This window comes from bacterium (genome assembly GCA_035371905.1).
Taxonomy (GTDB): Bacteria; Ratteibacteria; UBA8468; order B48-G9; family JAFGKM01; genus JAMWDI01.
In genome coordinates, this window is record DAORXQ010000050.1 from 1 (window position 1) to 12511 (window position 12511).

General features: G+C 30.3%; 13 protein-coding genes and 1 tRNA gene. 7 read left to right on the forward strand and 7 right to left on the reverse strand.

All coding sequences use genetic code 11. The features are described from left to right. Window positions 1-269 (forward strand): uroporphyrinogen decarboxylase family protein (locus PKV21_06270; GenBank protein HOM27094.1); only part of this gene is annotated, 269 nt, incomplete at its 5' end. A 102-nt stretch (window positions 270-371) separates the two neighbouring features. Here PKV21_06270 and PKV21_06275 read toward each other — a convergent pair. The 3 genes from PKV21_06275 to PKV21_06285 all read right to left on the reverse strand — a co-directional run bounded on the left by PKV21_06275 (window position 372) and on the right by PKV21_06285 (window position 3005). Continuing rightward, window positions 372-443 (reverse strand) — tRNA-Ile (locus PKV21_06275). A gap of 38 nt (window positions 444-481) precedes the next feature. Then, window positions 482-1885, reverse strand: coding sequence for an L-fucose/L-arabinose isomerase family protein (locus PKV21_06280; GenBank protein HOM27095.1), 1404 nt, complete (start codon window positions 1883-1885; stop codon window positions 482-484). A 13-nt stretch (window positions 1886-1898) separates the two neighbouring features. Next, complete coding sequence (locus PKV21_06285; protein HOM27096.1) at window positions 1899-3005, reverse strand: uroporphyrinogen decarboxylase family protein; 1107 nt, start codon at window positions 3003-3005, stop codon at window positions 1899-1901. 91 nt (window positions 3006-3096) lie between these two features. Between PKV21_06285 and PKV21_06290 the strand changes: the two genes are divergently transcribed. Next, window positions 3097-3927 (forward strand): sugar phosphate isomerase/epimerase family protein, encoded by an 831-nt coding sequence (locus PKV21_06290; protein HOM27097.1) that lies wholly within the window; start codon window positions 3097-3099, stop codon window positions 3925-3927. Between the two features lie 6 nt (window positions 3928-3933). Here PKV21_06290 and PKV21_06295 read toward each other — a convergent pair whose 3' ends face one another. Genes PKV21_06295 through PKV21_06310 form a run of 4 tightly spaced genes read right to left on the reverse strand, consistent with a single transcriptional unit; the run spans window position 3934 to window position 7961 of the window. After that, window positions 3934-4482 carry a hypothetical protein gene (locus PKV21_06295; protein HOM27098.1) on the reverse strand — a complete coding sequence of 183 codons (549 nt, stop codon included), beginning with the start codon at window positions 4480-4482 and terminating at the stop codon, window positions 3934-3936. A gap of 10 nt (window positions 4483-4492) precedes the next feature. Then, window positions 4493-5563: a SufD family Fe-S cluster assembly protein gene (locus tag PKV21_06300; protein ID HOM27099.1), complete on the reverse strand. Its 1071-nt coding sequence runs from the start codon at window positions 5561-5563 to the stop codon at window positions 4493-4495. Beyond that, window positions 5554-6264 carry an ATP-binding cassette domain-containing protein gene (locus PKV21_06305; GenBank protein HOM27100.1) on the reverse strand — a complete coding sequence of 237 codons (711 nt, stop codon included), beginning with the start codon at window positions 6262-6264 and terminating at the stop codon, window positions 5554-5556. Before PKV21_06305 ends, PKV21_06300 begins: the two co-directional genes overlap by 10 nt. 2 nt (window positions 6265-6266) lie before the next feature. Then, on the reverse strand, window positions 6267-7961 hold the full coding sequence (locus PKV21_06310; GenBank protein HOM27101.1) for a formate--tetrahydrofolate ligase: 1695 nt from the start codon (window positions 7959-7961) through the stop codon (window positions 6267-6269). Window positions 7962-8193: 232 nt separating this feature from the next. On the opposite strand from PKV21_06310, the gene mnmA reads away from it, so the two are divergent. The 5 genes from mnmA to PKV21_06335 form a co-directional block, all read left to right on the forward strand. Beyond that, a complete protein-coding gene (mnmA, locus tag PKV21_06315) occupies window positions 8194-9273 on the forward strand; it encodes a tRNA 2-thiouridine(34) synthase MnmA (protein HOM27102.1) in 1080 nt (359 codons plus the stop codon). A gap of 52 nt (window positions 9274-9325) precedes the next feature. Next, window positions 9326-10294 carry a TRAM domain-containing protein gene (locus tag PKV21_06320; GenBank protein HOM27103.1) on the forward strand — a complete coding sequence of 323 codons (969 nt, stop codon included), beginning with the start codon at window positions 9326-9328 and terminating at the stop codon, window positions 10292-10294. Continuing rightward, window positions 10291-10962, forward strand: coding sequence for a 2-C-methyl-D-erythritol 4-phosphate cytidylyltransferase (gene ispD, locus PKV21_06325; GenBank protein ID HOM27104.1), 672 nt, complete (start codon window positions 10291-10293; stop codon window positions 10960-10962). Before PKV21_06320 ends, ispD begins: the two co-directional genes overlap by 4 nt. After that, on the forward strand, window positions 10947-12134 hold the full coding sequence (gene argJ, locus PKV21_06330) for a bifunctional glutamate N-acetyltransferase/amino-acid acetyltransferase ArgJ (protein HOM27105.1): 1188 nt from the start codon (window positions 10947-10949) through the stop codon (window positions 12132-12134). Before ispD ends, argJ begins: the two co-directional genes overlap by 16 nt. Beyond that, on the forward strand, window positions 12131-12511 hold a 381-nt coding region (locus tag PKV21_06335; GenBank protein ID HOM27106.1), incomplete at its 3' end, for a hypothetical protein. The genes argJ and PKV21_06335, both read left to right, overlap by 4 nt.

The window sequence follows — 12511 nt, forward strand, 5'->3', positions numbered from 1 at the left end:
AAACATCAGCGGCAAATATGGAGCCGAAAAGGTTGAAAGAAAAATTTGGTAATAAAATTGTTTTCTGGGGTGGGGGATGTGATACACAGCATGTTTTAGGCAGGGCAACACCAGAAGAAATCCAACAACATGTAAAAGAACGGCTGGATATTTTCAAAAAAGGCAGTGGTTATGTTTTCAATCAGGTTCATAACATTCAAGCAAATGTTCCACCAGAAAATATTGTTGCTATGCTTGAATCTGCCTATAAATATGGAAAAAACAAATAGTCAATAATGTCTGTTGTAATCTTTGTCTCTCAATCATCTCCACTGCCCACCTTAAAGGTGTCCTCTGAAGATGAATTTGGTTTTTAGTTCTCACAAAAGAAGTGGACCCGGGCGGATTCGAACCACCAACCAACGGATTATGAGTCCGCTGCTCTGCCGTTGAGCTACGGGTCCTCTTTTTATTACATATTATACTACTATTTTTAATTTTTTCAATAGTGGTGGTAGATTGACCAATTTTTATATTTCACAAGTGCTTCCTCAACTGCATCTGAAATTTCTGATAAATTTATGATAGTATGATGCTCAAAACCATTTTCACATATAAACCATAAAAGTTTCTGTAAATTATTTATTTTTGCTACTCCAATCCCTCCGAATGTCTCTATTTTATCATCTGTTATCTCTCCTTCTCCGAGATATCCTTTTATAATTCCAAAATTATCATCTGTTGAAAGCCGTAAAAAAGTGAAAGGTGATTTTTTCATATTTCCTATAACAGCACCATAAGCATTTTCCTTTCCCACACTTTCTGATATTATTTCCTGATAACTTATCTTTGATTTCTTTAAAACAGAAACAGGAAAATTACTGCAGTGGAATAAAACAACTTTGTCTTTCTCATCTTTATAATTATTATTTAAATCAACTATAGCACTTGGAAGACCTGAAGCAATCTGAAGAATATACATACTCAATGTACCCGTTATATCAACTTCACAGGCAGAAGGAATTAAAGTGTCTGACAGATAACTTAATACAGCACACGGAACTATACCAAAATTTTCTTCTATTGAAGTCCAGCACTGAAATCCAATACCTTTTATATCATTCTGGGAAATCCAGTCCTTTATTACAATTTTAAGTTTTGAAAATTTTATTAATGATTGAAGCGGAACATCTTTACTCTCCATATAATTTCTGAATTTTTCTATTTCATTTTTTACTCTTTTATCATCATCCTTTATTCTTGAAATTCTTGCAAAAATCTCTGATAAATCAAGAACATCAACACTTATTCCATTTTTCTCAAGTATTTTCTCACTGTATCTGACTGTTTTAAATGCATCAGGTCTTGTCCCTATTGCTCCAAGTTTTAAGTTTTTAAGTCCTTTTACAATTCTGCATATTCTTTCAAATTTATCTATATCCCTTTTAAACTCATCACTTTCAATTCCTTCAGTATGGTTTTCTGTTAATGTAAATTTAATTCCATACTGATATAAAACATTACAGACAGAAATTTTACCGCAGAAACTATCTCTCCTGTTTTTTACATCCATTTTATCTATATCATCAGGAAAAGCATGTATTAAAACAGGAACTGAAAGACCTGAAAGTTTTATTGTATCTGCTACTGCTCTTTCATCTCCAAAATTTGGTAAACTTACAATTATACCATCTATTTTATCTCTGTTTTTTATAAATAAATCCGCACACTTTTTTGCATCCTGATATGTTTCAATACTCCCGAATTTTGTATCTTTTTCTGTCAATGTTATCACTTCAAATCTTTTACTCAAAAAATTCAGAATTTTTTCTCTCCCTTCTTTACATAAATGGTCAGGGAAAAAACCCCTATTTCCTATTATCAAACCTAATCCAATTTTTTCCATTTTCTCCCCCTTTTTATTTTAATATTTTTTCAACAGGTTGATTTGCTATTTCATACATTACTATTATATTTTCAAGTTTTACAGAGTTGTCAATTTCTGTTGTTGAACCAATAAAATATCCAGGATAACAAATTTTTATTGTTTCTATACATTTTTCCTTCACTTCTTCAGTTGTTTTTAAAGACAGTAACTGACTCATATCTATTCCACCTGTCAGAAAAATTTTATTTCCATATTTTTCTTTTATTTTTTTTATATCCATTCCTGCGACTATTTCAATCGGGTTTAAACCATCTATACCTGTTTCTATTAAATCGTCCAGAACTTCCATTATATTTCCATCTGAATGGAATAAACATTTTATATTATACTGGTGCCATGCATCCTGAATTTTTTTCAATCTTGGGAAAAACTCTTTTCTTAAAAATTGAGGAGAATGCAATAACATGTTTTTACAGGCAATATCTCCATAAGTTAAAACACATGGCGAAAGATTTCTATCTGCAATTGTATGACATATTAAAACCTGTAAATCTGTATATACTTCAAAAAATTCACTGATAATATCAGGATTTTCAGCATAGATATAGGAAAAAAATTCAAATCCAAGATAATGTCTTAATAAATCAAGTCCTGTTCCCTGTTCAGCAAGAAGGTTAATTGTATCTCCTATATATGATTGGGTTTTTAAAAAATCGTTATGATATTTTTCTCTGTATGCTTTCTGATTTGATTTTATTTCTTTAATATTTTCAGAATATTTAATTATCAGTTTTTTTATAAATTCAATTCCATCTTTTTCATCATAGAAAGGTCTTTTAACAATCCATGAAGTTTTCTCATAAGGACTTGAATGCCATACAAAACCAAATTCATCTGTATAATCAGTTTCTTTCAAAGGACCAAAACCAAAACTTCTTGTCATATCGCATAATTTATTTACTACTTTTCCTGCTATAATTTTCAATTTTTCTTCTTCTTTTTCCCACATTTCTTCTGGAGGCAATTTTTCACCACTAAAATATTCAAAAACATCATCATTTCTGACAAGGTCATAAACAGGGACTCTATCAACTTCTTTTAAATTTAATGTCCTTTCAACTCTTTCTCTTTTATTCATAAGAAAATATTTTACAATTTTAAAATTTAAAGAGCAAAAAATTGACATTGCATAAATAATGATTAAAATTATTAAAAACAAGGAGGACAAAATGAAATTTACGGGAATCAGTGATGAAGCAGGACAATCAATTGAAGTTCAGATTAAAGCACATAAAGAACTTGGATGGGAATATATGGAATTAAGAAATATTGATAAAGAAAATTTAACTATGATGAGTGATGAAAAATTTGAAATTGTTTATAAAAAAGTAAATGAAGCGGGAATGAAGGTTTCCTGTTTTGCAAGTTGTATAGCAAACTGGGCAACTAGAATTTCTGGAGATTTCAAAAAGGACTATGATGAACTTAAAAGAGCAATACCCAGAATGAAAAGATTTAACACAAAATATATAAGAGTTATGTCATGGCCAAATGATACTGAAAACCCATGGGATGAAGAAAGATGGGCAAAAGAGGTTATAAGAAGAATGAAAGAATTGGTAAAAATGGCTGAAGATAATGGAATAATTATTGTTCATGAAAACTGTTCCGGATGGGGAGGAGAAAGTGCTGAAAATATGGTAAGATTGGTTGAAGAAATGAACTCTCAAAATTTTAAATTGATGTTTGATACAGGAAATGTTGTTGCCCATAATAAAAATGTTGACCCCTGGGATTTTTATATGAAGGTTAAACCATTTATTGAATATGTTCATATTAAAGATTACAATAAAGAAGGAAGGGCTACTTTCCCGGGAGAAGGAGAAGCTAAAGTTAAAGAGATTTTAAATGACTTGAAGAAAAGTGGATATGATGGTTTTGTTTCAATAGAACCGCATCTGGCAAGTGTTGTTCATGAAGGAAAAGTTGGAGACCCTGAAATTACATATAAAACATATATTACTTATGGAAGGAAATTAATGGCTCTGATAAATCCATAAAAAAGTTTATGCTGATAGTTCTTTTTTCAATCTTTCAAGACACTGGAAAGTAACATCATCTTTATATTTTTCATATATTTTTTTCATTACCTTATATGCTTCATAGATTTTACCCATCTGCCTCAATTTATGCGGATACATTCTTACATACGGGATAGTACCAATTACATAAATCTTTTTAAATGCGTTCAGTGCTGCTTCGTCATTCCCAAAAGCATTCCACATTATTCCTTCTTCCATATAAAGACGGATATCAAATGGATTATACCACTGTCCAAGTTTTAATGTTTTTATTGCTGAATTCAATTTTTTATTATCATTTTTTGATAATGCCTGACTCCATTCAAGCCATGCTTTTAAAACATATGCATCTACTTCTTCCGGTTTCTGTTTAATTATTCTCCACAGACATTTTTCAGCAAGGTCATAATTACCAAAATGAAAAGCTATATCTGCCTTCAACCACAGTACATTTATTATCCTTGATTCATAAAATTTAATACTCAAAATCCCTGAAATTAATATAATGGTGTAAATTAAAAATCTTTTTTTCATTTCTTAACTTTCAAACTTTTTCTGTAACTTTCTTTATTTCTTTTTCAAGAATTTCAGGTAGTCCAAGTATCTCAACATTCATAAAACCTCTTATTATCATTGCCTGTGCTTCTTCCTCAGGAATTCCCCTGCTTGCAAGATATTCAATCTCTTCTTTTTTTATTTTACCTATTGCTGCTTCATGAGAAAGTTCAACATCCTGATAAAGTGTTTCAAGTTCGGGTATGGCATGTATTATTCCTTCTTCTGTTATTATTAATCCCCTGCATTCAAGATGTCCTCTTGTCATTGGTGAAACTGCTTTTATATGTCCTCTCGCAACAATTTTACCTCCATAACTTACCGCTCTGCTTATAATTTCTGCAGATGTATTTTTATTTGCAAGGATACATCTGCTTCCTATATCCTGATATGAATTTTTAAATGAAACTATAATTGAAGAAACCCTTGCTCTTGAATTTTCTCCCTCAAGTAAAGCAGTTGGATACATCACAATTTTTTTAACAGGTTTTAATGATATATAATTGGAAACGAAAATACCACCTTCTTCTACTACAGCAGCACTTAATGGCTCTACTTCAATATCCTCCTTCCATGAATGAATCATTGTAAAATTTAAAAAACCACCTTTTGAAATAAAAAACTCTGATATTCCGAGATGATATGCATCTTCTGCTTCTTTTGCAGAAGTACATCCTGTAATTAAATACGCAGAAGCATCCTCTTCAATAACAATTATGTTATGAACTTTTTGTCTGAATTTTTTTGATTTTAAATATAAACATGCCTGAACTGGAAATAATGTCTTTACACCCTTTTTCACCCTTATAAAATACCCGCCCTCTGTATCCTTTTCAAATTCTTTACCTGTTTTTTTAAAAGAAACTCCATAATATTTTTCTTTTATTTCAGGATATTTCTCAATTGCTTTTCCAATTGGTAATACTTCTACTCCTTCCTGAAAAACCTTTGAAAAAAGAATTTCATTATCTTTCTGAATAAAACTACCCGCTCTTTCCTTTTCTTCTAAATCAAACCCAACTTTTTCAAGATTTTTTAATTCCTCTTTTTCTATTTCCATTTACATTCCTCACATTTTTCATATCCATATTTTTTTATCATATCAAAAACTATTCTGGGTTTACTCTGACAGGTTATCTTTCCATCCATCATAACACATCCTTTTTCTCCCTCAACATAATCAAGTATGTATCCTGTATGAGTAATAATTAAAGCAGAACATTCTGTTTTTTTTATATATTCATTCAATACATTTCCCATAATTGAAATATTTTCAATATCAACTCCTGATTCTGGTTCATCAAGTAATAACAATTTCGGTTTCTGCAATAAAACCTGAAATAATTCAACCCTTTTAATTTCTCCCCCTGAAAGGTCAACATTTAAATCCCTTCTTAAAAACTCATCAACCTTTAACTTTTCAGCAAGTTGGTTTATTTCTTCTTCATTTTGAGCAAGATATTTTCCAAGTTGTAAAATTTTTATTCCATAAATTTTAGGGGGGGTTTGATACATTATACCTATACCCATTTTAGCCCTCTGGCTAATAGGAATATCTGTAATATCCTTATCTTCAAAAATAATCCTCCCTTTTATCACTTTATAACCAGAAATTCCCATTATTGATTTTATAAGAGTTGATTTACCTGAACCATTTGGTCCAAAAATCACCAATCTCTCATTTTTATTAAGAAAAAGAGAAATATCCTTTATTATTAAACTGTCTCCACCTTTTACACTTATATTTTCTATTTTTAACATTTTTAAAATAACCCTACAATTTTACCCTCTTCATCTATATCTACTTTTGTTCCTGCAGGTTCACTTGGAAGTCCTGGCATGGTTCTCATTTCTCCACATAAAGGATATAAAAATCCAGCACCAGCAGAAATTCTTATATCTCTTATGGGTAAAGTAAATCCTTTTGGAGCACCTTTTAAATTCGGGTCATGTGATAAAGAAAGATGTGTTTTTGCCATACAGATTGGAAGATTTTCAAATCCCCATTTTGTATATAACTTAATTTTTTCTTCTGCAAGTAATGAATATTCAACTTTTTCTGCTCCATAAATCTTTGTTGCAATTGTTTCAATTTTTTTCTTTATCGGTATATCAAGCGGGTATAAAAACTGGAAATTCTTTTCTTTTTCACTTGCTTTAATAACTTTCTCAGCAAGTTCAATTCCACCTTCTCCACCTTTTTCCCAGACCTCGCTTACTCCAACATCATCCGCTCCAAATTCAATTGCAAGTTCTTTTACTTTTTCTATTTCTTTTTCTGTATCTGTAATGAATTTATTTACAGCAACAACACAAGGAATTCCAAAAATTTTAGCATTTTCTATCTGCTTTTTTAAATTACTCGCTCCTTCAACAAGTGCAGTGATATTTTCTTCAACAAGTCCTTTATCAAGCGGTTTTCCTGGAACAACTTTGAATTTACCACTGTGTGCTTTTAATGCTCTTATAGAACAAACAATAACAACACAGTCAGGTTTAAGACCGCTATATCTGCATTTTATATTCATAAACTTTTCCATACCACAATCAGCACCGAATCCACTTTCTGTAACAACAAATTCAGCAAGTTTAATAGCAATAAGGTCAGCAATTATTGAACTATTACCATGAGCAATATTGGCAAAAGGACCTGCATGTACAAAAACAGGTGTATGCTCAAGTGTCTGCATAAGAGTTGGTTTTATAGTATCTTTAAGTAAAACAGTCATTGCTCCTGCTGCTTTTACATCCTCTGCTGTAACAGGTTTTTTATCGTATGTCTGGGCAACTATAATTTTTGAGAGTCGTTTCCTAAGGTCAAAGATATCAGTTGTAAGAGCAAGTATCGCCATTACTTCTGAAGCAACTGTTATATCAAAACCAGTTTCTCTTGGAAAACCATTTTCTTTACCCCCAAGTCCAATAATAATATTTCTTAAAAATCTATCAGAAACATCAACAACTCTGGGCCAGGTTATAGAAAGTGGGTCAATATTTAAAGGATTTCCTTTATAGACAGAATTATCAACAAAAGCAGCAAGTAAATTATGAGCGATACCAACAGCATGAACATCTCCTGTCAGATGTAAATTAAAATCTTCCATTGGTATAACCTGTGAATATCCTCCACCTGCAGCACCACCTTTAATGCCAAAAACAGGACCAAGAGAAGGTTGTCTTATACAGGTAAAAACCTTCTTACCGAGTTTTCCTATTGCCTGAGAAAGTCCAATTGTTGTAACTGTTTTTCCTTCTCCAAGAGGTGTTGGTGTTATTGCTGTAACATCAATATATTTACCGTTTTTTCTTCCTTCAAGTTTTTTCAGGATTTCAAGAGAAACTTTTGCTTTATAGTTTCCATACAATTCAAGATATTCTTCTTCAATTCCTGCTTTTTCAGCAATTTCTTTAATATGTTTAATTTTTGCCCTCTGTGCAATTTCAAGGTCACTTAACATTTCTACCTCCTTGTTAATTTATATAGTTTAATTTTTAGAATAATCTTTGTCAAACTTTTGAATTAAGACAAATCCCTTCCAATCCCACCTTAGAGGTGGGAAATGGAGATGATTGATAGACAAAGGTTTTGTGAAGGAGATTGTGTTATTCTTCAATTTTTCTCTTGTTTTCATATAGTTTAAATCTTTAAAATAAACTGTATCAAATACTTATAGATGGTAAAATAATATTATGGAAAAAATAAAAGTGATTGTTGGACTTTCTGGAGGAGTTGATTCTTCTGTAAGTGCTTTACTTTTAAAAGAAAGAGGTTATGAGGTATATGGTGTGTTTATGAAAATTTTTGATGAGAAAAATAAAGATTTTTTAGGAAGTAAGAGTGCCTGTTATGGTCCTGAAGAAAAAGATATTGAAGATGTAAAAAAAATCTGTAAACTCCTTGATATACCTTTATATGTCGTTGATTTAAAAAAGGAATACAGTGAAATTGTTTTGAAATACTTTGTAGAGGAATATCTTGAAGGTAAAACACCCAATCCCTGTGTTATATGTAATAGATTTTTAAAGTTTGATATTTTATTGAAAAAGGCATTTTCTCTCGGTATAAATTTTGATTATTTTTCAACAGGTCATTATGCAAGAGTAGAGTATGATGAAAAAAGAAAAAAATATATTCTTAAAAAGGGTATTGATGAAGAAAAAGACCAGAGTTATTTTTTATTTTTACTTACACAAAAACAACTGGAAAGAATTATTTTTCCTCTTGGTTATTATACTAAAAAACAGGTAAGGGAAATAGCAAAAAAGAATAATTTTCATTTATCAGATAAAGAAGAAAGTCAGGATTTTTTATGTGGAGACAGGTTTTTTCTTTTTAGCGATAAAAAAAACGAAGGATTGATAGTTGATAAGGATGGTAATATTCTTGGAAAACATAAGGGTATTTTTAATTATACAATAGGACAGAGAAAGGGACTTGGAATTGCAAAAGGAAAACCATTATATGTAATCGGGATAAATGAAAAAGAAAATAAAATTATTGTTGGAGAAGAAAAGGACTTATATAAAAAAAAATTAATTTCAGAAAGAGTTAACTTTATTTCTATTGATAAACTTGATAAAGAAAAAGAAGCAGAGGCAAAAATAAGATACAAACATATTCCTGCAAAATGTATTATAAAACCAGTAGAAGAGAATAAAGTTGAGGTTATTTTTGAAAAAGGACAAAGGGCACCAACTCCCGGACAGGCAGTTGTTTTTTATGAAAATGATGAAGTTATTGGTGGTGGTTTTATATCTAAAACTTTTTAAATTTTACAAATTTTGACTTTTATGCTATAAAAAACAAAGGAGGTGAATTAAAATGGGTTTATGGTTTATAAGAGTTTTTTTCTTAATTTTATGTGTTTTAACAGGTTTTTACAGTTTACCAAATCAGAAAATACTTGGTGTTTTAATAGGATTTTTGGGTTCTATCTTTGTAATAGGCATTGAAATAATGATAGGGAAAATTCCATGGAAAAAACTCATTCTTGCAGTTGGTGGTTTAATAGTGGGGCTTTTAACAGCAATTCTTCTTGCAAACTTCTTTCTTTTAATCCCTTTTGAAGACCAGAAAATGGAAAATTTAATAAGATTTTCCTTATATTTTGTTTTTTCATATCTTGGGATTATGGCAGGAATAAAAGGATTTGAAGAACTTGGTTTTATTTTACCTTTTTTTGGTGGAATAAAAGAAGGAGAAAAATTTTTAGTCGTTGATACAAGTATTTTGATTGATGGAAGGGTTTATGAACTTATGAAAAGCGGGTTTATTGATTATACACTTATAATTCCCCAGTTCATAATTAAAGAATTACAGGGACTTGCAGATGCTTCAAGTGATATTAAAAGACAGAGAGGAAGAAGAGGACTTGAGATTTTAAATAAATTAAGAGAAGATGGAGAAATAAATGTAAAAGTTTATAATGTTGATTATCCTGACATAGAAGCAGTGGATACAAAACTTGTAAAACTTGCTTCTGAACTTAATGCTGCAATTCTAACGAATGATTTTAATCTTACAAAAGTAGCAGAAGTCCAGAATATAAAAGTCCTTAATTTTAACACTCTGACAAATTTAATGAGACCAAGGTTGATGAGTGGAGAAGAAATTTCTTTAAAAATTATAAAAGAAGGGAAAGAAGCAGGTCAGGGAGTCGGATACCTTGAAGATGGAACTATGGTTGTGGTAGAAAATGCCTCAAAATATATTGGGAAAGTTGTTGATATAGTTATAGATAGTGCTATTCAGACACCAACAGGAAGGATTATTTTCGCAAAATTGAAATGATTTTTACTATTCTGGTAGGTGCTGGTAAAGGAAAAAGATTAAATTATTCAATTCCGAAATCAATGATAGAAATTGGAGGTAAAAAATTATTTCTTTATTCTATTGAAAAATTTTATAAATTCTCGGATAAAATATTGCTTGCCGTACCGCATGGGTATATTAAAAAATGCAGAGATATGACAAAAAATATATTCCCTGATTTAATAGTCGTAAAGGGTGGCAAAAGAAGACAGGATAGCGTTTTAAATTGTTTAAATTATATTGATGAAAAAGAAGGTATAGTTTTAATTCATGATATTGCAAGACCATTTGTGAGTGAGGAATTGATAAAAAAAGTTATTGAAAAAACAAAAAGATATGGTGCATGTATTCCTGTTTTAAAAATAACGGATACTGTAAAAGAAGTAGAAAAAAAATTTGTTAAAAGGACTCTTAACAGAGAGAAACTTTTTGCTGTCCAGACACCGCAGGGGTTCAGATTAGGATTGATAAAAAGAGCATATAAAAGGGGTGAAAAATTAAAAGGAAGTGATGACTCTTTTTTTCTTGAGAAAATAGGGTATAATAAAATCTATTGTGAAGAAGGAGTAAGAACAAATATAAAAATAACTTATAGAGAAGATTTATTTTTTGCAGAATTTTTATTAAAAAAATGGGAAAAGGAATAACTTATCCTGAGGGTTTTTATGCAAGTGGAATTAACTGTGGAATAAAAGAAGGGAAAAATGATTTATCTTTAATTTATTCAGAATCACCTTGTATTTCTTCAGGTACCTTTACAACAAATCAATTTAAATCATACAGTGTACTCTGGTGTATAAAAAATATAAAAAATGAAACAAGGGCTATTCTGGCAAATAGTGGAAACGCAAATGCCTGTAATGGAAAAGAAAACTGGGATTTAACAAAAAAAATAATGGAAGAACTTGCTAAAAAACTAAAAATTGAAAAAAATTCAGTCCTTTTTGCTTCAACAGGGATGATAGGAGTTCCTCTACCATATGAAAAAATTAAAAATGGACTTGATAAACTAATTCAAAACCTGTCAAAAGATGGGAATTTAGAAGCAACCAAAGCGATAATGACAACGGATACATTTCCAAAAGAATATGAAATAGAAACAGGAATAGAAGGGAGAAAAAAACAGGTTGTAATCGGAGGAATGGCAAAAGGAGCAGGTATGATAAATCCTTCAATGGCTACAATGCTCTGCTTCATTACAACAGATGCTGTTATAGATAGAAAAGCACTTGATTTTGCTTTAAAAGAAGCGGTTGAAGATTCATTCAATATGATTACAGTTGATAATGACACGAGTACAAATGACACTGTTATCTGTCTTGCAAATGGTCTTGCAAGAAATAAAACAATTCATATTGGAAGTCCTGAATTTAATTCTTTTTCAAATTCACTGAAAAAATTATGTATTGAACTTGCAAAAAAGATTGCCCTTGATGGAGAAGGAGCAAGTAAGTTTATTGAAGTAACTGTCAATGGTGGATGGTGTAAAAAAGATGCAAAGAGAGTGGCAAAAAGAGTATGTGGTTCTTCTCTTGTAAAAACAGCAGTAAGCGGTGGAGACCCTAACTGGGGAAGAATAGTTGCTGCAGTTGGTTCAACAAATGCAAGAATGGATAGAAAAAATATAGAAATTAAAATATGTGGTATTAAGGTTTTTGAGGGAGAACCGGTAAAATTTGACAGGGAATTACTGAGAGAATTAATGACAAAAAAGGAAATAAAAATTGAAATTGATTTAAAGAGAGGTAATTTTTCTGCAACATCATGGGGATGTGATTTAACAGAAGAATATGTGAGAATTAACAGGGAATATTCATGATAAGTAAAGTTAAAAAATTCACTATCTTTTTCCTTGGAGATGAGAGTAAACTGCTGGAAAGATTGCAGAAATTTGGTATGGTTGAGATTGAAAATATTTCTTTTGAGGGCTTTGAGAAAAAAACATTATCAAAAGATGAGATAGAAGATAAAATAAGAAAACTTGAATTTCTGAAAAATATACTTATTGAATCAGGAGAAAAAGAAATAAATGAAAAAATAATTATAGATGAAAAAGAAGAAAAAGAAATTGTTGAAAATTTTCCCCTTGAAAATATTTATAAAAAACATTTCCAACTTTATCAGGAAATAGAAAAAAGAAAAAAAATTATCCAGAGAATAGAAAAATTAAAAGAAGAAATTATGCCTTTTCTTGAT